Annotated in this window: 18 protein-coding genes and 1 pseudogene; 10 read left to right on the top strand and 9 right to left on the bottom strand. The window is 41.9% G+C overall.

The annotated features are described in order from the left end of the window. Window positions 1–139: 139 nt before the first annotated feature. The 3 genes from A4S05_RS07780 to A4S05_RS07790 are packed head-to-tail and all read left to right on the top strand — an operon-like array spanning window position 140 to window position 4131. Complete coding sequence (locus A4S05_RS07780; RefSeq protein ID WP_069069259.1) at window positions 140–2161, top strand: serine protease; 2022 nt, start codon at window positions 140–142, stop codon at window positions 2159–2161. Then, a complete protein-coding gene (locus A4S05_RS07785; RefSeq protein WP_069069260.1) occupies window positions 2158–2883 on the top strand; it encodes a hypothetical protein in 726 nt (241 codons plus the stop codon). Before A4S05_RS07780 ends, A4S05_RS07785 begins: the two co-directional genes overlap by 4 nt. 3 nt (window positions 2884–2886) lie before the next feature. Next, complete coding sequence (locus A4S05_RS07790; protein WP_069069261.1) at window positions 2887–4131, top strand: hypothetical protein; 1245 nt, start codon at window positions 2887–2889, stop codon at window positions 4129–4131. Between the two features lie 60 nt (window positions 4132–4191). On the opposite strand, the gene A4S05_RS07795 is transcribed toward A4S05_RS07790, so the two are convergent. Then, a complete protein-coding gene (locus A4S05_RS07795; RefSeq protein ID WP_069069262.1) occupies window positions 4192–6309 on the bottom strand; it encodes a sensor histidine kinase in 2118 nt (705 codons plus the stop codon). 294 nt (window positions 6310–6603) lie between these two features. Here A4S05_RS07795 and A4S05_RS07805 point away from each other — a divergent pair, with 294 nt between their 5' ends. The 3 genes from A4S05_RS07805 to A4S05_RS07815 all read left to right on the top strand — a co-directional run bounded on the left by A4S05_RS07805 (window position 6604) and on the right by A4S05_RS07815 (window position 9136). Next, window positions 6604–7344, top strand: a complete 741-nt coding sequence (locus tag A4S05_RS07805; protein WP_069069264.1) for a RibD family protein — start codon at window positions 6604–6606, stop codon at window positions 7342–7344. Window positions 7345–7482: 138 nt separating this feature from the next. After that, window positions 7483–8664: a GNAT family N-acetyltransferase gene (locus A4S05_RS07810; protein WP_069069265.1), complete on the top strand. Its 1182-nt coding sequence runs from the start codon at window positions 7483–7485 to the stop codon at window positions 8662–8664. A gap of 88 nt (window positions 8665–8752) precedes the next feature. Continuing rightward, window positions 8753–9136: a DUF4346 domain-containing protein gene (locus tag A4S05_RS07815; RefSeq protein WP_069069266.1), complete on the top strand. Its 384-nt coding sequence runs from the start codon at window positions 8753–8755 to the stop codon at window positions 9134–9136. Window positions 9137–9307: 171 nt separating this feature from the next. Here the strand turns inward: A4S05_RS07815 and psb32 are convergent, their stop codons facing one another. After that, window positions 9308–10045 (bottom strand): photosystem II repair protein Psb32, encoded by a 738-nt coding sequence (gene psb32, locus A4S05_RS07820; protein WP_069069267.1) that lies wholly within the window; start codon window positions 10043–10045, stop codon window positions 9308–9310. Between the two features lie 404 nt (window positions 10046–10449). Between psb32 and surE the strand changes: the two genes are divergently transcribed. From surE to A4S05_RS07835, 3 genes are all read left to right on the top strand, one after another. Further along, on the top strand, window positions 10450–11130 hold the full coding sequence (gene surE / locus A4S05_RS07825; RefSeq protein ID WP_069069268.1) for a 5'/3'-nucleotidase SurE: 681 nt from the start codon (window positions 10450–10452) through the stop codon (window positions 11128–11130). Window positions 11131–11223: 93 nt separating this feature from the next. Beyond that, complete coding sequence (locus A4S05_RS07830; protein WP_069069269.1) at window positions 11224–11883, top strand: PAP/fibrillin family protein; 660 nt, start codon at window positions 11224–11226, stop codon at window positions 11881–11883. A 69-nt stretch (window positions 11884–11952) separates the two neighbouring features. Further along, entirely contained in the window at window positions 11953–12693 is a 741-nt protein-coding gene (locus A4S05_RS07835) for an MGMT family protein (protein ID WP_256090868.1), read from the top strand. 176 nt (window positions 12694–12869) lie between these two features. Here the strand turns inward: A4S05_RS07835 and A4S05_RS07840 are convergent, their stop codons facing one another. From A4S05_RS07840 to A4S05_RS07850, 3 genes are all read right to left on the bottom strand, one after another. Further along, complete coding sequence (locus tag A4S05_RS07840) at window positions 12870–13529, bottom strand: hypothetical protein (RefSeq protein ID WP_256090869.1); 660 nt, start codon at window positions 13527–13529, stop codon at window positions 12870–12872. A 475-nt stretch (window positions 13530–14004) separates the two neighbouring features. Further along, complete coding sequence (locus A4S05_RS38650; protein WP_084227026.1) at window positions 14005–18543, bottom strand: beta strand repeat-containing protein; 4539 nt, start codon at window positions 18541–18543, stop codon at window positions 14005–14007. 78 nt (window positions 18544–18621) lie between these two features. Beyond that, window positions 18622–19716: a TIGR03032 family protein gene (locus tag A4S05_RS07850; protein ID WP_069069272.1), complete on the bottom strand. Its 1095-nt coding sequence runs from the start codon at window positions 19714–19716 to the stop codon at window positions 18622–18624. A gap of 540 nt (window positions 19717–20256) precedes the next feature. Between A4S05_RS07850 and A4S05_RS07855 the strand changes: the two are divergent. Further along, a pseudogene (locus A4S05_RS07855) lies at window positions 20257–20511 on the top strand (Hsp20/alpha crystallin family protein); the annotation flags it as partial. Window positions 20512–20634: 123 nt separating this feature from the next. On the opposite strand, the gene A4S05_RS07860 reads toward A4S05_RS07855, so the two are convergent. The 4 genes from A4S05_RS07860 to A4S05_RS07870 form a co-directional block, all read right to left on the bottom strand. Further along, complete coding sequence (locus tag A4S05_RS07860) at window positions 20635–22815, bottom strand: CHASE2 domain-containing serine/threonine-protein kinase (protein ID WP_069069273.1); 2181 nt, start codon at window positions 22813–22815, stop codon at window positions 20635–20637. A 319-nt stretch (window positions 22816–23134) separates the two neighbouring features. Further along, a complete protein-coding gene (locus tag A4S05_RS38655) occupies window positions 23135–25126 on the bottom strand; it encodes an FHA domain-containing protein (protein ID WP_084227027.1) in 1992 nt (663 codons plus the stop codon). Beyond that, on the bottom strand, window positions 25123–25305 hold the full coding sequence (locus tag A4S05_RS44170) for a DUF6760 family protein (protein ID WP_084227029.1): 183 nt from the start codon (window positions 25303–25305) through the stop codon (window positions 25123–25125). The genes A4S05_RS38655 and A4S05_RS44170 overlap by 4 nt, the downstream gene beginning before the upstream one ends. Continuing rightward, window positions 25269–25715, bottom strand: a complete 447-nt coding sequence (locus A4S05_RS07870; RefSeq protein ID WP_370684411.1) for a phage tail assembly protein — start codon at window positions 25713–25715, stop codon at window positions 25269–25271. The genes A4S05_RS44170 and A4S05_RS07870 overlap by 37 nt, the downstream gene beginning before the upstream one ends. Window positions 25716–25806 lie beyond the last annotated feature (91 nt).

Consider the following 25806-nt stretch of genomic DNA (forward strand, 5'->3'; position numbering starts at 1 on the left):
CCTGCTTTCGGTAAGGGAAACTCTTTTTCAATCAATTCCCACTGTTCCCAACTCAGGTTACTACGATATGCTTTAGTCATTTGCTCACAAGGTGCTGATGCTTATAATTTCAGCTTAAGCCTTGTGAGCTTTCTTACAATTGCCCCCCACTTTTAAAACATCCTCTTACAACGGTCTAGGCTATACCTTGTATGACCAGAAGAAATTAGATGCAGCAGTTGCCGCCTACCAAAAAGCAATTCAACTCAACCCTAAATTGGCTATTGCTTACAACAATCTCGGCTATACCTTGTATGAGCAGAAGAAATTAGATGAAGCTATTGCCGCCTACCAAAAAGCAATTCAACTTAACCCCAACTTTGATATTGCTTATAACAATCTCGGCACGGCGCTGAGTGACCAAAAGAAATTAGATGAAGCTATTGCCGCCTACCAAAAAGCGATTCAACTCAACCCCAACAATGCTGATGCTTACAACAATCTCGGCAATGCGCTTAGAGAGCAAAAGAAATTAGATGCAGCAGTTGCCGCCTTCCAAAAAGCAATTCAACTCAACCCCAACTTTGATATTGCTTATAACAATCTCGGCACGGCGCTGAGTGACCAAAAGAAATTAGATGAAGCTATTGCTGCCTACAAAAAAGCAATTCAACTCAACCCTAACGATGCTGATGTTTACTACAATTTTGGCATGACGCTGAGTGACCAAAAGAAATTAGATGAAGCTATTACTGCCTACGAAAAAGCAATTCAACTCAACCCCAACTTTGCTTATGCTTACAATAATCTCGGCATTGCGCTGTATAACCAAAAAAAAATAAATGAAGCTATTGCTGTCTACGAAAAAGCAATTCAACTCAACCCTAAACTTGCTAATGCTTACTACGGCCTTGGCATCGCGCTGTATGATCAAAAGAAATTAGATGAAGCTATTGCTGCCTATGAAAAAGCAATTCAACTCAACCCCAACTTTGATATTGCTTACAACAATCTCGGCAATGCCCTGAGTGAGCAGAAGAAATTAGATGCAGCAGTTGCCGCCTACCAAAAAGCAATTCAACTCAACCCCAACTTTGCTCTTGCTTATAACAATCTCGGCATTGCCCTGAGTGAGCAGAAGAAATTAGATGCAGCAGTTGCCGCCTACCAAAAAGCAATTCAACTCAACCCCAACTTTGCTCTTGCTTATAACAATCTTGGCAATACTTTGAGTAAGCAAAAGAAATTAGATGCAGCAGTCGCCGCCTACCAAAAAGCCCTAACATTGCCAGAAGATAATTCTGGAACTCCAACCACTGCTCATACTGCTGCTCATAATAATTTGGGTTTAGTGTTCAAACTGCAAGAGAAACTAAAAGAAGCCATTGAACAGTTTGACAAAGCAGAACAAATTGACCCCAATTATGTCTATGCCAGTAACAACAATATAGAAGCAAGGCAGGTATGGAAAACGAAAGACGATACCCAAGCTAAGGGCGTAGAAGACGATCGCCAATGGTTGCCTAAGAATGACCCAACCGTAACCATTAAGCGTTCTGTAGTTCGCATCACTGCGGAGTTTTTTAACAGCGATCGCCAGGGAATAGAGATTGGGACTGGTGTAATAATTCAGCGAGAAGGCAACCGGACATTAATCCTCACTAATCGTCATGTGATTTTTGATGGCTATGAACAAGGTAAAAATATTCAAGTGGAATTTTTCAGTTCACCACCGCCCAACCGAGTGCGAATGCGGCGAGATGCCAAGCTGTTCAAAATGACTACAGACAAAGAACTCGATTTAGCCGTTTTAGAAGTTACCGATAATCTGCCAGAGGATATCCGATCCTTACCTATCTCCTCAACTGCCATCAGCCCAAAAATGCCCATTCGGATTATCGGTCATTCTGCTCAAAGGGGTGAGGATAAATCTTGGTCTATGGAATCAGGACAAATCAACTATCAAAACCAGCGATTAGAAATATCTCAAGCTGCACTTACACCTGGTTATTCTGGTAGTCCTGTGCTTGACCCGCAAAATCAACTTTTAGGCATCGTTTTTGCCCGCAAAAAAAGTGAAGACCGAGATTTCGCTTATCCCATGTCTGAAATTCAAAAACAACTATCCACTTGGAACATTATATATAGACGCGATTCATCGCGTCTATACAACAAACCATGAATTATAAAATTATCCTTGCCAGCTTATTAATTCTCAGCATCAGCCATCTTCCGGCTGCTGCTTCTTGCCCAGAAGGAAATCCTCGCACTACTGAATATATCCGCCGCAAACCACCCAATCGCTGCGAAGGTATCAAACTCGAACCCTTAAGCGGTAATAGCTTGAGTCTAATTTCTATTGCTACTCGTAACCTTGCCAGTTTCGGCAACACTCTCACAGTACAAATTCCCCAAATAAATGGTGGAAACAACCCCCAAGTAATAGTGAAATCATTGGACGATAATTATCACTATCAGATGGATGACTTGTTATTGTCTAAGAATGGTTCAGGTTTCAGCTTTAGCTGGGATACTTACGTTCTCAGAGAAGCCAAAATACCAGCAAATAAACTCCGCGCTGTGGCATCCTATAGCCTTGGTTCCCAACCTGTGTATGTTCCAGTCATCCTGGGGCAAACTTCTGGTAAATATGAATTTGTCTTTTATTCTGAGGATCGAGTCAGATTTACCACCTTTGAAATCCTTCCCCAAGGTGAAAAAGCAATTTATAGTACTTCCCGCCCTAACCCGAAAAAGGGTGAAACTGTTTTTACCTGGGATGGTAATGCTCCAGCAGGGCGCTATGAACTGCGTTACGTTGCTAATATTGAGCGCAGAAATGAACCTAGCGATCGCATCGAAAGGCGAATAGTATTTGAACATAACCCAAATTGGTTGAAATAAATCATGGCATCTCGGCAAAAAGCCAAACAATTTCCCGACTTCATTAAGATTCGCCAATGGTTGAATTCTCTGAAAACACATCTAGTTGCGTGGTTTGGAGTCAGCATTTTAGCGCTGAAGCGCTTACTACGAACTATTTCAAATCATCAAAGTTTATTGCTGGGGCTGGTAGTACTTTTATTTTTGACTATCGGCACTATTGCTGCGATCGCACCTGGGACTCATACATTTGAAGGTAATATCATTTCTCAAGAAATGAGCTTTGTCTATAATGGTCAGCAACCCAAACGCTTTATTGAAAATATTCGTGGCATTAAAGAATTAGAAAGTGAAGGCATCCAAACCTTAACTTTCACGGGTAAGTTTGAAAGTGAATTACCCCAAGTTAATCAGTTAAAGTCGTTAACAATCCAACTTAAAGACCGCGAAAGTAAATGGATTATTGCTCCAGCTAATCTGGACGTGACAAGCGAAATAGATTTGAATGAACTGCGGCTACAACCGAATACAAAAGTAACTGAGTTAAATTATGACTTTTATCGTAATCAGTTGGCTTTCTCCCTACAGCGAAATCCTAAACTAGACCTAAAAAATAACGCTAATATATTAAAACTGTATTTAGGTGAACAACCAATCAAAGTTATAGTAGAAGGCTATGAATTACCAGATTCTAATTTACAAAAACAACTAGATAATCAAACACCTCTAGAATTTATTTTAAATCCAGATAATCAAGAATTTAACTTAGAATTTCCACAAAACACCAATATTTATATTACCTTAGCCAAACCTGCCAAATTTGAATCAGAGCAATGGTTTCGGGGCAAGATAGAAACCAAAAATGTTCAGTTTGTAGATGTAGATAGAAATGGCAGCGATCTCAGAGATGATTTAGATGTTTCTACTATTGTAGAAGGCAAAATCCGCATGGTAGGGCAGGAGCAAGAAATTAAAAAAAATCAATTTCTCATGGGAGAAAAGCCTGATATTCCTCTAAATATTGAACTTATCCGCCATTTGCAAATTGTTCCCAAAAAAGGCATAGAAGCACGCTTTTCTGGTAAAACTAAACAGATTCAAATTGGTCTAGATCAGGATTTCCCTGTCTCCAGAATCCAGGGTAGCTGGTTAGATGGTGTTTTACCTCGTGATGCAATTATTGCGCTGTTCTCTTTTGGGGCTGCTACAATTCCTAATCTTGTGTCTTGGCTATTTAGTAACACTTCTAAATCTGCGTCAAAACCATAGCTGTTAGGAGTGAGGATTCCAATTTATTTTTTTGAATTTTAAATTACAATCTACCAATGACTATATTTTAGAAGTCCAATTTGCATAAACTTCTGCTTTGGGAAGAGTTACCAAGAGAGTTTGCTGCGGCGAAAGACTAATCTCGTAAGTCTCGTTTCCAAGTAGTAACTGGAACTTTGAGGGTTTCTCTTTGTCTACACCTGCTTTTACAGATTTGTTAATCTTCAAAGAGGGACTTCTCCCAGACTCTTGTAAGCTAGGGTAGTGGCTTGCTTTTGTCCCCTCATTCCCACGGGAAAATCCAAGATCCCCGACATTTTCTTCTTTCTTGGGAACAGGTAACAAGGAGATATCAATCAAGGGTAAAGTAATTTTCAGTGTCGTACCTTGATGAAGTCCCGTACTTTCAAGAGTAATCCTGCCTCCCATAAGTTCGATTAAGTTTCGTGAAATTGCTAGTCCCAGTCCAGTGCCTTCAAACTGGCGGCTGGTTGTGCCATTCACCATCACAAATGGGCGAAATAGTTTGTGCTGTTGAGTGGGATCAATTCCTATACCTGTATCTTTAACTATTACCACCACATTGCTAGATTGAATTTCTGTAGTAATAGTGATGCTTCCTGTGTCGGTAAACTTAGTGGCGTTGCCGATCACATTAATCAATACCTGCTTTAGTTTTGCTGCGTCTGCCTTAATTGGTATTACTTGAGGATCTAACTCGCATTTTAATTGCAAGCCCTTTTGTTGAACATTAACTGATTGTAAATTAATCACCTCTAACAATATTTGTCGGAGGTCAAGAGGTGTAGTGGTTACAGAAAGTTTACCTGCTTCTATTTTAGAAATGTCGAGCAAATCATTAATAATATTTAGCAAATGAATCGTTGTTTCATCGGCACGTTTGAGGAAGTCCATTTCTTCTTCGCGGCTATCACATAAGCCATCTTTAACCACGCGAATGCAGCTAATAATAGTATGTAATGGATTCCTCAATTCATGAGAAGTCGTAGCTAAAAACTGGCTTTTAATCTGGTTTGCGCTTTTTGCTTCTTTCCAAGCTATTTCTAGTTCTTCTGCCCCAGCTTTGAGCCGTTCTACCATTTGGTTTAATGCTTGGGCTAGTTGGTTGAATTCCCGGATTTGAAAATTCTGCGGAACTGGTTGTGCGGCATGGTGAGAGTGAATATTGAGAGCGTAGTCTCGCAATTCTTCTACAGGACGTGCCAAGTAAGGAGCTAAATATAAGGATGCTAATAAACTTGCACCAATTAAACCGACTGTCAAAACGATGAGAATTAGTTTGATTTCCTCTAAACCAAAAAGTGCATTATCGACGCTAGTAACAGCTAAGACTATCCATTTTTGCTGCTGTTGTTGAGTAAGTGGATTTGCAATAACTGTATAGCCAGCTAATAATTCTTGACCATCTGTAAAAGACAAATTTATTGGCTCATTTTGTCCGGCAATGGCATTTTTAATTACGTTCTTTAATTGAGAAAAATTCGGATGCTGATTGATGTTAGTTCCCACCCAGCCTGTTAATGGATGCGCCAAAAACGTCCCATCTTCAGCAATCACTATCGTAGCGCCTGTGAGCGATCCCGGCGGATTAAAGGTCTGTTGGTACAATGCAGACTGAATACTTAAACTGTAAACTGAACTTCTGCGGCTATCAGAGATTGGTGCAGATAACACTACTTGCAGTTGATTTTGTGTGTTTCTTTTACCAGTCATTCCTGTCTTTGACGGGAAGATTGTTTTGACATCAATTCCGTCACTAGGTAAAGGTAATCTCAATTCTCCAATTGCTTGATCCCCACAACTACTAGCAATTATTTTCTGGTTTAGCAGATCCGTTAATTGGATACACTCAACACTTGCTGGAAGTTGTTGCTTTAACTGGGTGAGAATTTCTTGCTCTTGTATGGGTGAACCCGATGGAATTACTGTTGTTTTACTTACAGTCAACAAATGAGCTTTTAAGAGAGCGATCGCATCTTCAATTCTCTGTCCTTTACTGGTGGCGCTTTGTGTTAAATTTTGACGTGCAGTTCCCAATATGCTAGAACGTGCCTTATTCAAGGCAACAATCTCACCTATCAATAAAACTGGAACGAATAGCAGCAATATTCTCGTTACTAAAATTCGACGAAAGGAAGATTGGCGGGAATTAGTCATCAAGTGTCTCACTTTGCATCCGCAAACCACAACAGCAAAGATATGTAATCAAACGAGCTAGATGAGACATTTTATTAAATTATCAGAATTTTATTTTCAATGTTTAAAAATAACAAATTGCTATAATTTAAAAAGAAACGTAGTATACCAAAACTCATATATGGCAGATGTAAAAGCGATTTGTATTGCATATAAATACAGTGGTAAAATCGGGAAATATTACCTTGCGAGCATAGATTTTTTTGAGAATCTATACACTAACAAAGAGAATATTCAAACTATCAAATCAATCTAATGTTGCAACATCGTCCTCATACTACAGTTGTTTTAGCAATGAGTGCGGATGGCAAAATAGCAGATTTTAAGCGATCGCCTGCCCGGTTTGGCTCAAGGGTTGATAAAGCACACTTAGAAAAACAAATCGCTGCCGCTGATGCCGTTTTATTCGGTGCTGGTACTCTCCGGGCCTACGGAACAACACTTACTGTATCAGATCCAACTTTAGTAGAACTTCGGGCACAAGAAGGGAAACTTCCGCAGCCAGTTCATATAGTGACTACACACTCTGCAAACCTCAATCCGGAAATTAACTTTTTTAAGCAACCAGTTAGACGCTGGCTACTCACGACAACAGCGGGATCACTTTCATGGAAAGAACGCTTAGAGACATTTCACTCAACTCTAGGAACCAGAGCACAAGAGTGCCCTCTAGAATTTGAGCAGATTCTAGTTTTTGAAACACCAACACGAGAAATTGACATTCCCGCAGCTTTAAAACATCTAGCCAATATACATATAACACGCTTGGTAGTTTTAGGTGGAGGTGAATTAGTCGCTTCCTTAGTGCAATTAGATTTAATTGATGAATTATGGCTGACTGTCTGTCCGCTGATTTTAGGTGGTAATACCGCACCAACACCTGTAGAAGGGAAAGGATTTTTACCCGATTTAGCTCCCAAGTTGCAGCTTCTAGAAGTTCATACCGTTGAGCAAGAAGTCTTTTTGCACTATCGCCTACAACGACCAGCAGATTAGATTACGCTAAGTTAAGTTATTTATTGGGTATTGGGCATGGGGCATTGGGCATTGATTATTTTCCTCTGCTCCTCTGCTCCCCTGCTCCCCTGCTCCTCTGCTCCCCACTCCCCACTCCCTACTCCCTACTCCTCTAAGATGGTGGAACAACTTAAGCCCCGCTATTCTGTCCTTTGGACGAACAAAATAGCTGAAGTACCCCAAAATGCCTGGAATGCTTTGGCAATGCCACTCAAAACGCCGTTTTTAGAATGGGAGTGGCTAAACAATCTCGAAACTTCCCAGAGTGTTACGGCTAAAACTGGTTGGTTGCCAAATCACTTGACATTGTGGCGAGATAGAACGCTGATTGCTGCTGCGCCACTCTATCTTAAAGGACATAGTTCTGGTGAATTTGTTTTCGATCACCAATGGGCAGAGTTAGCCGATCGCATTGGAGTCCAATATTACCCAAAATTACTGGGAATGACACCGTTTACTCCTGCTGAAGGTTATCGGTTTCTAATTGCTCCAGGAGAAGATGAGGATGAAATCACTGCGATTATGGTGCATGAAATTGACACTTTTTGCACCAAAAATCGAATTTCTGGGTGTCATTTTCTCTACGTTGATCCCCAATGGCGTCCGATGCTGGAACAGCATGGCTTTACAACTTGGCTGCACCACAGCTATGTCTGGGAAAATGCTGGCTTTAAAACTTTTGATGACTACTTGAAGGTGTTTAACGCCAATCAGCGCCGCAATATCAAGCGGGAACGCAAAGCTGTGGAGAAAGCAGGTTTACGATTACAACCGTTGACTGGTGATCAAATTCCTCAGTCTTTGTTTCCCTTGATGCATCAATTCTATGCTGACACCTGTGATAAGTTTGGCTGGTGGGGTAGCAAGTATCTGACACAGCGGTTTTTTGAGCAGCTATACACCGATTATCGCCATCGAGTCTTGTTTATTGCTGCATATAGCGAACAAGATAACTCTTATCCTTTAGGAATGTCCTTTTGTTTGTTTAAAGATGACAAACTCTATGGACGCTATTGGGGGAGTTTTCAAGAAATAGATTGCTTACATTTTGATGCTTGCTATTATGCGCCAATTGAGTGGGCGATCGCTAACGGCATCCAAATTTTTGACCCTGGCGCGGGCGGGCGACACAAAAAACGGCGAGGTTTCCCAGCTATGCCCAATCATAGTTTGCACAGATTTTACAATAATCGTTTAGGACAAATTATCCGTCCCTATATCAAGGAAGTTAATCAACTCGAACAGCAGCAGATTGAGGACATTAATGCAGAGTTGCCATTTAGTAACCGAGATTCTTAATATTTGCCAAGGTAGAGGGTGAACGACGAATTACACTTGATATAGAGTATAAAACCCTCAAGAAAGAAAATTTCTTTTTATAATACTTATGGATTTAATAGTTGAAAATTTGGTCGCAATTGATGATAAACTTTCCCAGCGTCATATTGACCTTGATCCCGGTGGATATTTCATTATTTACTTGGATCGCGATGCAAGGTTAATCTATGCCAAGCATTTTACAAATATAATTGACGATCGCGGTTTAGCTGTCGATCCCGAAACGGGAAAGGTAATTCCGGCGCGAGAAAAGGTAGAACGAACTCATACGACAGTTTTTAGCGCCAGGACGGCTAAAGAACTTTGCGTGAAAATTTTTGAAGAAACTCAGCCCTCTCCAGTAACTCAATTAAATCATGCAGCTTATTTGGGTCGAGAATTTGTTCGGGCTGAGGTGGCTTTAGTTACAGAACAAGAGTATGTTCAGGATTAAGCCAATTTTAGATTTTAGATTTTAGATTTTAGATTTTTCTTTCAATCCCTTCGGGTTCAGCAGTCACTCATGGGGGAAACCCCCATCGCCCTTGGCGTCTCCCCTTGGGAGAAGACCGTGCTGCTTCACCAAAATCCAAAATTAAAAATCTAAAATTGAACAACTCTCCCATTACCCATCAGATGATGGCTGATTTATCTGATAGATATAGTAAGTCGCCATTGGGATAACGGTGGCGGCAATTAACAATCCTACTACCCAAGCAGTAGCGTTACCTTGGTCAGTTTCTTCTGCTTTCTTGAAAGTGCCTCCAACCTGGACATTATCAATTATTTTGGGTGGGCCTGGATCGGCTTTGCCAGAGAGAACGGCAACAAGGCGATCGCTCGCATCTAGAAATGCCTGATTGTATTTGTTACCATTGCGTAACGGCACACTTACTGTTTCAGTAGCGACACTCTCGGCAATAGAGTCTGTGAGTAAAGGCTTGACTTGATCCCCAGAAATAATGGCAGTACCATTGGTAACCGTATCAATAATCAATAAGGTTTGATTAGCTTGGGCTTCTTTTGTAGGAAACCATTTTTTAAACAGTTCTTTGCTGAAGCTTTCTGGTGTTTCGCCATAATCGAGGCGGCGAACAGTAACAATTCTAACTTCCTTATCTGTTTGCTTTGCCAAATCCTCGAAAGCGTTGCTAATTTTACCTTCATTCAGACGGCTGATGACTTCAGCTTGATCCAAAACCCAGGTGTCATTCCCTGCTTTGAGATTGGGTATTTGATACACACCTGTGGCTAAAGCAGGTGTGGCAAACAGCGAGGCTGCTAAAATAACCATCACCAAAGGTAGAATTAGCCGGATGAGGTATTTTTGACTGCTAAATAGTTGTTTGAGGAGCTGTTTCATTGTGTGATCCCTAAGACAGACTTGCACCCAAAATACTACAGAACCACTGCAAAAATCACCTCGTTCCCAGTTTTCTCAAGTATTAAATTTCTGCTACTGCTAGCAGATTATAGATTGTACGCGATTTTTTGATTGCACAAACTTGTGATTAGGGCGGTTGCAAGCATTAACTTGACGCTAACACTTTCGCTAGTGAAAAGAAATACCGCCCATTTTGGGGATTAACCCAAATACTGAGGGCGGAATTTGCAAACCATCTAGAAATCATATCGTATGATCAATATTTTGGGCAGAATCAAGCATATTTTTTCATATCTGCAAGTAGCTTTTGCTGTTATACCCTTTGATGGATGATATCTGCATTTTTCTGATACCTTAGCTAAATCTATATCAATAATATATACATGACCATAATTTTAACTAACGACGACGGCATTGATGCCCCCGGTATCCGAGCGCTGCTAAAAGCTGTAAACGGCAAAAATACTATTATCGCTGCTCCTGCTGATCACCAGTCTGGCTGTGGACATCAAGTTACTACCACTCGTGCCATCAACCTCCAGCGACGTTCTGAGACTGAGTATGCGATCGCAGGTACTCCCGCTGATTGTGTGAGAATTGCAATTACACAAATTACCGCAGATGTCAAATTTGTACTTTCAGGTATTAACGCTGGGGGTAACTTGGGAGTCGATGCTTATATTTCTGGCACAGTTGCGGCTGTACGGGAAGCTGCAATGCACGGCATACCGGGAATTGCTATTTCTCACTATCGCAAAGCCAAGCAGGATTTTGATTGGGATCTAGCTGCCAAATTCACAGCTGAAGTTTTAGTGGACTTGCTCAAGCGTCCCCTAGAACTAGGAAGCTTTTGGAATGTGAACTTACCGCATCTGCAACCAGGAGAAGCAGATCCTAATGTGGTGTTTTGCCAAGCTTGTACCAAACCTTTGCCTGTGAACTATCGAATTGAAGGCGATAATTTTTATTATGTAGGGGAATATGGCAAACGCGATCGCACTCCTGGTAGTGATGTAGATGTATGTTTTTCCGGTAATATCGCCGTAACTCAGTTAAGGGTTTGACATTCAGTTAGGCTTAATTTCAGGGGTATTTGGACATTGGGGAGAGCGCGATCGCTATCAAAATTTTCAAGAATTTGAAATCTGGTAAAACCATTGAACAATCAACTTTCAATTAAGGAAAAATTACAAGCCACGCTTGAAAAGATTCAAACAAAAAGCGATGGCTCTCCCATTACCGATTTGCAGCTAGATAAAACCTTAGCCGCAGAAATTGAACAATTGACGACGGAACTAGAGAGCGTCAATCCCAATCTCCATCCTCTTCTCTACGCTACTTCTTTGCTGGAGGGAACTTGGCAATTGCAATACTCCACAGCTAGAGAAATCCGTTCTTTAGTTTCTCTCCCACTCGGATTAAAGCTGGGTAAAGTTTATCAAGTGATTGATGTTGCAAATAAATTGTTTTTCAATCTAGCTCAAGTTAAACATCCTCTGGGGATAGTATCGGGATATGTAAAAGTGACAGCTAGCTTTGAGCCAGCCAAAGAAGATTTCGAGCCTCTACCGAACAAACGTATCAACGTCTATTTTGACAAACGTTACCTATCGATTGAGAAGATTTTTGGCATTAATACGCCTCAACTCAATCCATTTAAGGTTGTCCCAGCTAATAATCCTACTAGTAGAACTCCCACACTGGATATTAGTTATTTAGATGAAAGCTTAAGAATTGGACGGGGAGGAGATGGCAGTTTATTCATTCTTCATAAATCCGATGATTTACCTGAATTCACCTCCTCAACTTCAAATTGATCGCGCCACCGAATGAATATGGCTCTCTCAATAACGCATCTTTTCAGTAAGGTAAAATCAGGTTCTACAATGGTAGAGCTTAAAACATTAAATTTAAAGGTAGGTCATGGTATAGAAGGAGATATTAATGCTGATCCTATAAGTCCCAGGCAAATTTTAATTGTTAGGAATGAAGATATTTTAGACTTATCAATTCAGCCAGGAGAATTGCGAGAAAATATTGTGGTTACAGGGATAGAATTTGATAATTTTATCCCTGGATCTCTATTAACCTTTGAAAGTGGTGCGGCAATTCGTCTAACTTTTCACTGCGAACCTTGTAAGCGAATAGCCCACTTGGTAGAATCATTAAAAAGCATCCAATATAAAAGAGGAATTTTAGGCGTAGTTATTAAATCAGGTAAAATCCAAGTTGGTAGTAATTTTCAGCTTGAAACTAATGAATTTCCTGCATTATCTGAAAATCCATATCAACGATTCCTAAATTTTATCATCAAAATCCCAAGTGGAAAAGTAGTTACATATAAACAGATAATCAAAGGGATGGGAGTAGATAATAGTTATCTAAGAGCTATTCCTACCTACCTGAAAAAAACCTCGGCTACTGATTATCCGGTACATAGAATATTAGACTCTAAAGGCTATTTGATAACTTATGTTAATCAACAAAAAAATCAGTTAGAGGCTGAAGGAATTAAGGTTTTATCTGAGACAGATGCATTGGGAAACTTAAACAAAAATTTTGTAGATATTAAAGATTATCTATGGGAAGATTACACTCTATATTTAGAATATAGAACTCATATTTGATTTCTGAAAAAACTCAGTACAACTAAGAAGTCTTCTTGACTGTTGCCTGTTGCCTATTCCCTATTGCCTGCCTACACAAATTAGTTCAGAAATCAAAGCGGATTTCTATAGTACTTTTGTTTTCATGATATTTGTGATATGACCTGGTATTTTTGCAGGGAAAATGCTTAATTTCATCAAGATAACCCCTGATTTTTGATTTGTTTAGATGTAGCTTCCATAAAGTCAATAAAAACTTTTATGAGCTTATGAATTCCCTCGCTACCTCCTGCAATTAAACCTCCTGTCAGTAATGCATCTAAACAACGAAAAATAATTATTTGGATTGAATTATCTAAATCAATAACTACAAGTGGTTCAATTGAGCGAATACCTATTGCACTCATTAAAAGACCGAATAAAAGGGATGTCCATAGGGCAATTATTCGTGTATCAGATTTATAGGCTGCTCTTTGGCGCTCTTTTTCATTTATATCATCAATTTGTGGCTTGAATATTTTTAATGAGTCTTGTTGATTTTGGGTAAAATTTTGAATTATTTGCTGTTCTAGACTCATTCCTTCAGGCGGTAATCCACTGATTTGATTTGATTCTAAAGAAGAAAACTGTTTCTGTTGGGATTCCATCAGTCTTATTTTCTCCGAGACTAGAGTCTTTTCTTGCCGAATACTAATATCTAATTGCTCGATAAATGAACCGCGCCAAGTAGTTAGAAAAACTTCTAATGAACGTTCTAATAATAAAGAAATAAATAGTTGCAATGAGAGTAGTTGGACAATATCATTAAGCCCAAATGGTTTTAAAACAAATGGTTTAGATGATAACCAAGTTGACAAAGTTACTACTAGAAAACTAATAATAATTAATACAATAAATAGAGGGGAGTCTGGAGAAAGCTTTAGCAACGTATCTATACTCCTGTTTCGCGTCACAATATTTAGTACAGCCTGGAGGTGAGAACTACACCTGCTGAGTAACTTAACAACGTTAATTTGATAGAACAGTAAATAATTTGTGACTCCACACTTTTTTTCAGGAGTGTGATATAGCCCCACTGTGAGAGCGATGTCTTTAACGGGCTACGCCTACGTACCTTGGTGGTAGCAGGAAGCATTCCAAAAGTAAACACTAGGCTTCAAATGCACGGTGCAAAGTGGCGATCGCATTTCCTCCCTGTTTTCCTCTCAAAAAGGTGCGCTAGAGCAAGCAGCAACCATAGCGCCAACTAAAAACCCCTCCAAGGTAGAAGGGGATAAAAAAGGAATGATTGTTCAATATTTTTACTCACCTTGAAAGGGCTAATCCTAAAGATTAGACAATTACAAAATCAGAAACAGTTAGGGTAGTGGTATTAATTCCCGTCAGTGTTGCCAAGGTTTCATGGGTAGAAGTCACTAGAATATTGTCACCATAAAAACTCAGTTTATCGAAGGTTAAGCCACCAGATAATCCAATCAAATCAGTAGACTTTCTAAAGTCAGTAATTATGTCAGTACCTTCTCCAAAGGAAAGTATAAATTTATCTGAGCCATTGCCGCCAGTGATAGTATCATTGCCCTTACCACCTGTAAGGATATCATTGCCATTGCCGCCAGCGATAGTATCATTGCCCTTACCACCTGTAAGGATATCATTGCCATTACCGCCAGAGATAGTATCATTGCCATTGCCGCCAGAGATAGTATCATTGCCATTACCGCCAGCGATAGTATCATTGCCGTCCCCGCCAGAGATAGTATCATTGCCATTACCGCCAGCGATAGTATCATTGCCATCACCGCCAGAGATGGTATTATTGCCATTGCCGCTAGTGATAGTATCATTGCCATTACCACCAGAGATAGTATCATTGCCATTCACGCCAGCGATCGCGTCATCCCCTGGAGTGCCAGAGATATTATCGTTTTGCCTAGTGCCAGTGATGTTAGCACCAACTGTGATCGCAACTGTAGCAGTACTACTCAAGCTACCATCGCTAATAGTGTAGTGGAACTGGGCATTGCCACTCACTCCATTTAATGGGGTAAAAACAATAAAATCATCTACCGAATTCCCCGGAGTACCGTTATCGTTCAATATAACAGTACCGTTGGTCGCACCACTTACAGCAGTAATGCTGAGGTTGATAGTATCAATATCGGTATCATTAGCCAGCAAAGTACTAGCAAGGATAGTACTAGTAGTATTAAAACCACTAGTCAGACTATCATTGATGGCAATGGGTGCATCGTTGACAGGCTTGACATTGAGATTAAAAGTACCCGTAGCGCTAGCGCCATTAACATCACTGACAGTAAAGTTGAAGCTGTCAGTACCGTTGAAGTTGGCATTGGGAGTATAGATGAAGAAATCGTCACTAAGGTTATCTGGAGTAGTGTTGTCGTTGAGTGTTAGGGTGCCGTTAGTGGGGTTAGTGAAGTCACTGATGTTGAAGACATCATTTTCTGGATCTGCATATCTACTTAGAACGTTTTTAGCAAGGATTGTCACGGCAGTATCTTCGTTGGTGTTAGCCGCAGTGGCAAAGCCAAAGACCACGTAGCTCTCCCCGGCCTGGGCAAAAATCTGACCGTTGGGGGTGGCACGAGATGCTCCGATAATCAGGTCATCAATGCCATCGCCGTTAATATCTCCCGCATTGCTAACCGAACTGCCTGACAAGTCAAATTGATCAATACCGTTAATTACAAAGCCGTTGCTGCCATCGAGGTCAGAAAGGTTAAGACTAGCTCCAAAGCCACTGCTGCTGCCAAACACCACGTAGCTCTCCCCGGCACCCTGCTGACCGTTGTTGGGCGAGGCTCTTCTTGCCCCGATAATCAGGTCGTCGAAGCCATCGCCGTTAATGTCCCCCGCATTGCTGACAGATGTGCCTGAGTAGTCACCCGCATCAATGCCGTTAATCACAAAGCCGTTGCTGCCATCGAGGTCAGAAAGATTGAGACTGGCTCCAAACCCACTGCCGCTACCAAACACCACGTAGCTCTCCCCGGCGCTATACTGACCGTTGAGGTCGGCACTAGGTGCCCCGATAATCAGGTCGTCGAAGCCATCGCCGTTAATGTCCCCCGCACTGCTGACAGATATGCCTGAGTAGTCACCCGCATCAATGCCGTTAATTACAAAGCCGTTGCTGCCATCGAGGTCAGAAAGGTTGAAACTGGCTCCAAAGCCACTGCTGCTAAACACCACGTAGCTCTCTCCGGCACGCTGCTGACCGGCACTAAGTGCCCCGATAATCAGGTCATCAATGCCATCGCCGTTAATGTCCCCCGCATTGCTGACGGAGCTGCCTGAGTTGTCATATCTATCAATGCCGTTAATTACAAAGCCGTTGCTGCCATCGAGGTCAGAAAGGTTGAAACTGGCTCCAAAGCCACTGCTGCTGCCAAACACCACGTAGCTCTCTCCGGCACCTGTTGCCCCGATAATCAGGTCGTCGAAGCCATCGCCGTTAATGTCCCCCGCACTGCTGACAGAGCCGCCTGAGAAGTCATAGCTATCAATGCCGTTAATTACAAAGCCGTTGCTGCCATCGAGGTCAGAAAGGTTGAAACTGGCTCCAAACCCACTGCCGCTACCAAACACCACGTAGCTCTCCCCAGCTCTATCCTGACCGTTGGGGTCGGCACTTCTTGCCCCGATAATCAGGTCATCGAAGCCATCACCGTTAATGTCCCCCGCACTGCTGACAGATATGCCTGAGTAGTCACCCGCATCAATGCCGTTAATTACAAAGCCGTTGCTGCCATCGAGGTCAGAAAGGTTGAGACTAGCTTCAAACCCACTGTTGCTGCCAAACACCACGTAGCTCTTCCCGGCCAAACTCTGATCATTGGGGTTGGCACGATATGCCCCGATAATCAGATCATCGATGCCATCGCCATTAATGTCCCCCGCATTGCTGACAGAAAAGCCTGAGTTGTCAGAACCATCAATGCCGTTAATTACAAAGCCGTTGCTGCCGTTGAGTGTGGAAAGGTTCAAAACTGAAATAAATTTGGGTTTGGGTGCGTCATTGACTCCGTTAATGGTCAAATTGACGCTAGCTGTATTATTCAACTTGCCATTGTTAGCGCTGTATGTAAAGCTATCACTAGCGCTTTCACCCACAGCCAAACTTTCAAATTGAGCATTTGGGTCGTAGGTCAAGCTGCCATCAGCATTAAGGGTAATTAAAGCACCAGAATTCACGGTAATGGCAGTGCCAACAACAACTTCCTTACCATCAATAGCCGTCACCCTTAAGGAGTTGCTGTCGTTGGCTAAAATCTCTATATTAACGGCAGTGTCTTCGTCAGTGGTAGCCGTGTCATTAACTGGCATAGACGTAGGAGATGCAAAACCAAACACCACGTAGCTCTCCCCGGCGCTATACTGACCGTTGTTGGGCGAGGCACTTCTTGCCCCGATAATCAGGTCGTCGAAGCCATCGCTGTTAATGTCCCCCGCATTGCTGACAGAAAAGCCTGAGAAGTCATAGCTATCAATGCCGTTAATTACAAAGCCGTTGCTGCCATCCAGTTCAGAGAGGTTAAGACTAGCTCCGAACCCACTGCTACTGCCAAACACCACGTAGCTCTCCCCGGTGCTATACTGACCGTTGAGGTCGGCACCAGGTGCCCCGATAATCAGGTCGTCGAAGCCATCGCCGTTAATGTCCCCCGCACTGCTGACGGAAAAGCCTGAATAATCATCCCTATCAATGCCGTTAATCACAAAGCCGTTGCTGCCATTCAGTTCAGAGAGGTTGAGACTTGCTCCAAACCCACTGCCGCTACCAAAAACCACGTAGCTCTCCCCAGACCTAAACTGAAGGGTGGAGAAGCCTTTTCTTACCCCGATAATCAGGTCATCGAAGCCATCGCCATTAATGTCCCCCGCATTGCTGACAGAGTTGCCTGAGTTGTCATAGCTATCAATGCCGTTAATCACAAAGCCGTTCCTGCCATCCAGGTCAGAGAGGTTGAGACTGGCTCCAAACCCACTGCCGCTACCAAAAACCACGTAGCTCTCCCCGGCATAATACTGACCATTGGGGGAGGCACCTGTTGCCGCGATAATCAGGTCGTCGAAGCCATCGCCGTTAATGTCACCCGCACTGCTGACAGAGTTGCCTGAGAAGTCATCGCTATCAATGCCGTTAATCACAAAGCCGTTGCTGCCATCCAGGTCAGAGAGGTTGAGACTGGCTCCAAACCCACTACCGCTACCAAACACCACGTAGCTCTCCCCGCCTCTATCCTGACCGTTGGGGTCGGCACTTCTTGCCCCGATAATCAGGTCATCGAAGCCATCGCCATTAATGTCCCCCGCATTGCTGACGGATGTGCCTGAGTTGTCATAGCTATCAATGCCGTTAATCACAAAGCCGTTGATGCCATCCAGGTCAGAGAGGTTGAGACTGGCTCCAAACCCACTGCCGCTACCAAAGACTACGTAGCTCTCCCCGGCGCTATACTGACCGTTGGGGTCGGCACTTCCTGCCCCGATAATCAGGTCGTCGAAGCCATCGCTGTTAATGTCCCCCGCACTGCTGACGGAGCCGCCTGATACGTCACTCCTATTAATGCCGTTAATTACAAAGCCGTTGCTGCCATTGAGGTCAGAAAGGTTGAGACTAGCTCCAAACCCACTGCCGCTACCAAAGACTACGTAGCTCTCCCCGGCATAATTCTGACCGTTGGGGTCGGCACGAGATGCCCCAATAATCAGGTCGTCAAAGCCATCGCCGTTAATGTCACCCGCACTGCTGACAGATGTGCCTGATTCGTCACCCCTATTAATGCCGTTAATTACAAAGCCGTTGCTGCCATTGAGGTCAGATAGATTTAAAAATGTATTCGCCATTATTCTTGATTCTCTTTATGAATGAATTTAGGTTGTGTTGTTTATCAGGTGTAAAGAGGCAAAATTTCACCTCTGGACTCATCCCATTGTCACCATCCGCCGAATTTCATCACTCTTGAAGCCGATCGCCATTGGACGACGTACCCCCCCAAGTGCCACCACGTCATATAATTCCAGTACCACCCCTTCCATTCGCAGGGAATGCACAATATCCCCACTCCGCAGGTCAATCACCAGCAATCCACACCGAGGTTCGACGTTTTTTTGTTGCAATTTCTCATTTAGGGGCAACCCACTAAAGGTCTTATTGTGCCTCGGCTGAGAAATCCCCACGATCGCAAAGTCGCCATGAAATGCACAACCACGCATGTATCCTGGACAAAAAGCCACGGGTTCAAAGCTGCCTCGTTCTAAGTCGACGTACCCAAAATCGCCTGTCCCAGAGTTGAGTAACCACAGCTTGTCTCTATACCACCGAGGAGAATGAGGCATAGAAAGCCCCTTTAGTACTATCTCGTTACTCTCTACATCAATGACGCAACCACCATCAACCCGCCTGTCCCGCCATCCCTCCGCCGCATCTGATTGACTAACAACAGTGACGTATTTGGGTTGACCATCCCGCATTGCCAAACCGTTGAAATGACACCTATCTTCCGCTGCCAATTTACTAATAAATGGCGGTTGCCACAGGGGTATGAAACTGTGGGTGGGGCTAACTTTTGATAAACAGCTAAATAGCGTATTGACAAATATTAGATTCTCTGATTCATTTAAACCACCACTGGCAATTTTGCCGTTTAGGAGTGGGGAATTACTCAGAGCAATATCGTGAATATCTAAGTCGCCTGTTACATAACTCATCTGGGGCAAATAAACAGCATCGTAGTTGTCATGAACTTGTCCCGGCTGTAGTATGTTCTCGAAGCGCCACAGTTGATAAAGCGTACTCATATACAAACTCCTCCCACAGGCGTACAAACCCATGCAGCGCTCAAAGGTGCGCTCGAAGACTGAGAGTTTGCCGTTTGGTTGCAAGCCAACGAAAAATAATTTACCTGCTTGATAGGTGCTGAAAGCTAGACTGAGATTCTGCTCTAACAGCCAAGGTGTGAATTGCCGTGAGGCATTTATTTCTAAGCTTTTAGTTGCAGCTACAGGAAATTGATTCATTTTTCTATCAGGGAGGAGAATTAAACACGATCCTATCCCGATGTAGGTTTATTCACTCTTGAATTATCTCTTTCTTCAGTAAGATCACATAACCTGCTTCACCAAATCTTGAAGATATAACTTTTTATCTAATTTGATAAATGATCAAATTTACATTAAATTAACTTTATTATTCGTTTGCGAATATTTTTTTTACTGATTATAAATTCCATATACTATGAAATTCTCTGTGTTTATTGACGAAAACACATTTTCTGTTTGTGTTATGGCTCATTATGTGATATTAGTTTTTACTAAAAATACATAAGTAAATTCTATAAATATAAATAGAGAACAATCTCGCATCAGCAAGAATCAAGTTCATACAAGCTTTATATTCCCCTTCCGTACCCAGGACTGTCACAATAGGTGATACCATTCACGAAAAATATGATACAGATTTAACCCCTGAAAGCTTTCCTGCATCTAATTTTTTTAATTGCGAATGGGCGAAAAAGCGAATTGTGAATTGGTATGATCGCTGTCCTTAATTTTGCGTAAGCGAAAGACCTGGATGTGCAAGTCACGGAAGATGCTGTTTACGTTAGCGGTGAGCGGAAGTCGGAAACTAAAACTGAGGAAAAAGGTGTTACCAGAAGTGAGTTTCATTACGGCAAATTTCAACGCGTAATTCCTCTATCGACTCGAATTCAAAATACTAACGTTACGGCAGATTATAAAGACGGCATCTTGAATCTGAAACTGCCTAAAACTGAGCAAGAAAAGAACAAAGTTGTCAAGGTTAATTTAGAATAACCTGCTAACTAATGGTTTGCGCTCAGATTAATTTACCTCCAATGATTGATTGAAATAGTTAAGAGCTTGGTCATGGGAGTTACCAGGCTTTTTTCTAAGCAATTTAGCGTTGATAAAAAAGTACTAAAGACTTTCGAGATTTTTAAACACCTCTGTGGCTGACTGATATCGTTGAGTGAAGTCAAAATGTACCATTCTATTTAAAATAATAACTAACGCATTTGTAGCCTCAGTTAGTTCGCGCCAATGTTGCCAAACCTGTTGATTCCCATCAGATTCTTTTGAAATAATTATTTCACCAGTGTTTGTGTCTCTACGAAATTCTCTTGGTTCTACCCCAGTTAAACCTTGTATCCCCATAATTCCCAACGCATAAATATCGCTGTTGAGTTTTGGCAATCCACTCATTTGTTCAGAAGGTGCATAATTAGGAGTGCCAATTGAAATGGTCTGAGCTTCTTGCTGCTGAGGCTGAATTTGCTTAACAGCACCAAAGTCAATTAAAACAATATGCCCATCTGATTCTCGCCTAATCAAGTTGCTAGGTTTAATATCTCGATGGATAACGCCATAGCTGTGAACAAAAACAAGCACATTTAAAACTTCTTTAAGCATATCCACAACTTCAGCTTGTTTGAGTTGCTTCCCAGAGGATAGCTCTTTATCCATAGCGTGCCCTCGAACAAATTCTTGCACTAAAGAAAATTGTCGATTTTCTTCAAAAAAAGCTAGCAGTTGGGGAATTTGTGGATGCTTACCCAAAGTTTCTAAAATTTCTGCTTCAGCGTCAAATAGGCGTCTGACGACATTTAAATATTCTGCATCTTGGCGGGGAGGTCGCAACTGTTTAACTACACACTGCGGATTACCAGGGCGCTGGATATCGTCAGCCAAATAAGTATTGCTAAATCCTCCAGAACCCAAGGGTTGAGTAATTTTGTAGCGGTTGTTTAGTAGCGTGCCTAGCGAAATTTCCTGCCCAATGGAATCAGCAATTACCGTTGGCGCTTCATTTGCGGCATTGCCGCGCTGTCGTAAAAGACCTTGCAATTCCACAATTAATTGTTGGTGTTCTTGAACCCGTTGGGTAATTTCTTTTTGCTCCTGCTTAGTTTGATGAGCAGTATAGGCAAGGACACTCCCGGCGGTAAATACTAACCCCAACGCCGGAGATATTACTGGCAACCATCCAGCTTGGGTAAAAATGACAAAATTAGCTCCAAATAACACTGCAAGGGCTGTTGCTCCTGCTAATCCTAAGCCTAGTGGATGTTGAATTCGCCATACTAACAACCCACCAACTAAAGTCCATCCCCATATCAAAAGGACTTCACCCCACTCAGGCAAAAACCAAAATAGAGGCTGTTTGTTAAGAACAGCACTGAGAACTTGACTAACGCTGTGGGCATGAATTTCAATTCCGGCTATTTTGCCAGAATTATCTGACTTACCACTAGCAAATGGTGTATTAAAAATATCATTTAAACTATTGGCTGTTGAACCAATTAAAACGATGCGGTCTTTGACCAAATCTGGTTTAACTTGATTTGCAAGTACTTCTGTAATAGTTACCTGCTGGGCGACCTGATGACCAGAACGGTAGTTAAGCAGAATTTGGTAGCCGTTGGTATCGGCTTTTTTATAACCGCCAGCGTTACTTTGCAGAGGTTTAAATACTGTATCTCGTAGTTGTAATTCCTTTTTTGGGGTAAATTCTACTTGGATGCCTCCAACTTCCAAGTATTTGAGTGCTAGTTGCAAGCTAAAAGAATAGGTACTTTGACAAGAATCAGACTCTTCTGCATTTACCAATAATAGGTTGCGGCGAATTGTGGCATCAGTATCTTCTACGACATCATTAAATCCTACTCGCTCTGCTTCAACCCCTTTTGGAGGTGCTATTCCCGGATTGTTAGAACCAGAATGTTTGCAGATAGGAATGATGATATCGCTCTGTTGTAGGCGTTGTAGGAGTTTTTCGTGACCAGGCTGTACTGGTAAGTCACGAAAAATATCTAGACCAATGGCTCGCGGTTCATAAGCTTCAAGTTTGCCTAACAGTTGGTCTAGAAGTTCACCAGACAGGGGCCAATTCCATTTTTGGATATCTTTTTCACTTAAAGCAACTATCAACAGACGAGCGTCTGGGCCTGGGTCGGCACGTAATTGCATCATTTGGTCGTAGACCTTCATTTCCAGAGGCTCGAAAACCCCAAGTTTTTGAATGCCTACTAGTAAAAGTGTAGCGATCGCACTTGAAAGAATAACTGGCTGTCTAAATAAACTTTTAAAATTTGCAACCATCTTTTTAAATAGGTTTTACTTTAAAATATACGAATATTTTTAGATTAATTTTTATTATTGAAATTATTCTATGCAATTTGCAACTTTTCAAAAAATATAGTAATTATATTTTACGTATGAAAATCTTAAGCTTAAGACTAAGATTCCCGATTTCTTGTAAAATCGGGAATCTTATTGTTTATGAATCATTAAGTAGGGCTACATAAGACTCATATTTGATTGCTGAAAAAACTCCGTAAAACTCAAAAACCCTTCTTACCCATTGCCTTCTTGCCTATTGCCTGTCTACGCAAATCAATTCAAAAATCAAAGCAGATTTCTATCCCTCTTTAAGATAATGCACGATCGCCTCTGCTGTTGGCAAATTAGTTGCCAGTAAAACTTGATTAATAGTACACAATCTCAACAATGCTTCTTCATTTGCTTGACCAGACTGAGGTTGCAGCAAATCTCTCAGGAAAATAACTGCTAAAATTTCTCCGGCTCCAACCAATGAAGCAATTGTTTGATATCCTCCAGAAGTTGGTGCAGGGGTTTGTTGACTAATAGTTATTCCTGCTTGTTGATGTAAGACTTCACTAACAGATGGCCACGCAATTGTAAAGCTCTCTGAGAAAAATTCCTGATGTTGAGAAACAAATTCAGCAAGTTCTAATTTCTTGCTTTCGTGAGCAATGAGGACTATATTTCTTTCAATGAGCGTTTCTTCCGGAGTTTCCTCAAACTCATCTTCTTTTACTTCCGAAACTTCTTCAATAGTCTGACTGATACTCTCAGTAGCTCCACTTTCTATTGTTTTCAAGAATTGAATATCAGCGGAGTTAAAAACTTCACTTGCTTGTTCAGAAACATCATCAACATCTACACTGACTTCTTCAGTACTTGTATTACTCGAATCAATGTATTGACTGCTGAAAACTTCCGGGACGTTATCATCAAGCGTAGTCAATGTTTCAGGAACTTCATTGACTGTTTCATCAGCAGCAGAACTAGATTCTACTTCATCAACATCTGCGCTGTCTTCTGCTGTTAATAACGTATCTAAATTTACTACTTCATCACTGATATCCTGTGTCGCTTGGCTCAAGGGTTCTTCTGGCTGAATGTCCGCTTCTTCAGGAATTTGACTGATAGCCTCATCAACATCTGCACTAACTTCTTCTACTACTGGCGTATCCAAATTTGCTACTTCATCATGAGTAGCTTCTGGAACGAAGCTCTCTTCCTTAGATACTTGGTGAAAAATATCGCGCGGCTGCACAAAAGTGACTTCTGCTGCTAGTGCTGCTTCCCATTCTGCATCTTCATCGGAAATAGATTCTGCAATGGTACTCTCCTGTGCAGGAACTTCGTTGAAAATATCACGCGGCTGTACGAAGGTGACTTCCGCTTCCAGTGCTGCCTCTAACTCTGCATACTCATCGTCGGTAGCTTCTGGAATGGCACTTGTATCACGCTGCTGGACGATAGTAGATTCTGCCGCTAGTGCTGCTTCCAAGTCTGCAATCTCGTCGTCGGTAGCTTCTGGAAGAATACTTTCCTCTTCAGGAGTTTCAATAATGTTTTTAGGTGCAGCGATCGCATCATCAGCTAGAGTAAAAGAAACTTCCTCACTATCTTCGCTGACTGCTGGAACTTCTACTTCCTCAACATCTTCGCTGACTTCTGTTGTAACTAAACGCAAATCCACAATTTCATCACGAACATCGTGTGGAACTTCGCTGACTGCTTCTGGTGACTGAATGATGTTTTCAGGGGCGATTATCTCAACAACCGGGATGACATCATCATCTTGAGTAGAAACAACTTCGGAGATTTCGCTGATTTCTGGGGAAGGTGTTTCTACTTCGGGAGTAATTGGCGCTGGAACTTCGTTGACTATTTCTGGCGCTGGTGTAGCAACGTTGGGAGTGCTGACATTTTCAGGCGATCGCGGCCGAGAAAACAGTGAAGGATCTATAATTCTAAAGACTGTCTCTGGTTGCTCATAAGCAGGAGCAACTGCTTCTAAGATCAAAACATAATCTGCAATCCGAATAACGTCTCCATCGCTCAAAGAATATGGTCGATCTTTTTCAGCTTGTTTCCCATTAAATATTGATCCATTTCTACTGCCAAGGTCAGAGAAGTAGTAATTTCCACCTTTCACAAAAAACTTAGCGTGTACCCGACTAATATCAGGGCTGTCTAGTAGTAAATCAGAATCAGGAGAACGACCTATTAGCCATTCTCCTCTCGTTGGATTTTCTATGGTAAGGTCAACTTCATTGACTTCATTTAAAGTTGGTGAGTAGCTAACTTTTACTTTCATATTAATTTTTGGTTAATTTTATTGATTTCCGCTACCCAGCGCTGACGGGTAGTATGTTCTAAATTTAAAATATCATCTTGCGACCAGTGGAAATGATAAGCAATAAAAGCTACCTCCTCATATAAAGTATCAGAGGGGTAGCTTAGGACTCCCCCGCTAGTTCTAGCTCCACTGAAAATTGATTATTACAGTGGGGACATTGTGTCGGAATATGTACATTGCCTTGCTGATTAATTCGATTGTAAAATTCTCGGAGATAGGCAATGTCATGTAAAAGCAGTCCTTCGAGTAAATCAGGACTAACAGAGTTGAAACTACCCAAGCGAGTAATAACTCGTGCAAGCATCACCAATACACCGTAAGCTGGATTTTCCTGAACTCCGCGTTCTTGTTGCACCAAAATTTCATCTTTGGCGGTGGCTAAACGCATTACCCCATGACGATGTACTCGGTGTTCACCATCACTCAATCCTCTAGGAAGAGTGAAGGCAAATTCTGTGCAGAGAGTATCCTTTTTACGGCGCATAGGTAATTTGGGCATTGGGAATTGGAAATTGACTGGTTCCCAGCCTTCAGGCTGGGAACCCATTCTGGGAGGCTCCGCCTCCTCTTTGTTGACAAGAGGTAGAACCTCTGCGAATACATTCCCAGCCTGGAGGCTGGGAACGAGGCTAATGAGT

The sequence above is a fragment of the Nostoc sp. KVJ20 genome, from assembly GCF_001712795.1.
Lineage (GTDB): Bacteria > Cyanobacteriota > Cyanobacteriia > Cyanobacteriales > Nostocaceae > Nostoc.

Bases quoted from the DNA above. Each gene is read 5' to 3' on its own strand.
- A4S05_RS07785 (WP_069069260.1), top strand. From the start codon at position 2,158: ATGAATTATAAAATTATCCTTGCCAGCTTATTAATTCTCAGCATCAGC.
- A4S05_RS07790 (WP_069069261.1), top strand. From the start codon at position 2,887: ATGGCATCTCGGCAAAAAGCCAAACAATTTCCCGACTTCATTAAGATT.
- A4S05_RS07795 (WP_069069262.1), bottom strand. From the start codon at position 6,309: ATGACTAATTCCCGCCAATCTTCCTTTCGTCGAATTTTAGTAACGAGA.
- A4S05_RS07805 (WP_069069264.1), top strand. From the start codon at position 6,604: ATGTTGCAACATCGTCCTCATACTACAGTTGTTTTAGCAATGAGTGCG.
- A4S05_RS07810 (WP_069069265.1), top strand. From the start codon at position 7,483: ATGGTGGAACAACTTAAGCCCCGCTATTCTGTCCTTTGGACGAACAAA.
- A4S05_RS07815 (WP_069069266.1), top strand. From the start codon at position 8,753: ATGGATTTAATAGTTGAAAATTTGGTCGCAATTGATGATAAACTTTCC.
- psb32 (WP_069069267.1), bottom strand. From the start codon at position 10,045: ATGAAACAGCTCCTCAAACAACTATTTAGCAGTCAAAAATACCTCATC.
- surE (WP_069069268.1), top strand. From the start codon at position 10,450: ATGACCATAATTTTAACTAACGACGACGGCATTGATGCCCCCGGTATC.
- A4S05_RS07835 (WP_256090868.1), top strand. From the start codon at position 11,953: ATGGTAGAGCTTAAAACATTAAATTTAAAGGTAGGTCATGGTATAGAA.
- A4S05_RS38650 (WP_084227026.1), bottom strand. From the start codon at position 18,543: ATGGCGAATACATTTTTAAATCTATCTGACCTCAATGGCAGCAACGGC.
- A4S05_RS07850 (WP_069069272.1), bottom strand. From the start codon at position 19,716: ATGAATCAATTTCCTGTAGCTGCAACTAAAAGCTTAGAAATAAATGCC.
- A4S05_RS07860 (WP_069069273.1), bottom strand. From the start codon at position 22,815: ATGGTTGCAAATTTTAAAAGTTTATTTAGACAGCCAGTTATTCTTTCA.
- A4S05_RS38655 (WP_084227027.1), bottom strand. From the start codon at position 25,126: ATGAAAGTAAAAGTTAGCTACTCACCAACTTTAAATGAAGTCAATGAA.
- A4S05_RS07870 (WP_370684411.1), bottom strand. From the start codon at position 25,715: ATGGGTTCCCAGCCTGAAGGCTGGGAACCAGTCAATTTCCAATTCCCA.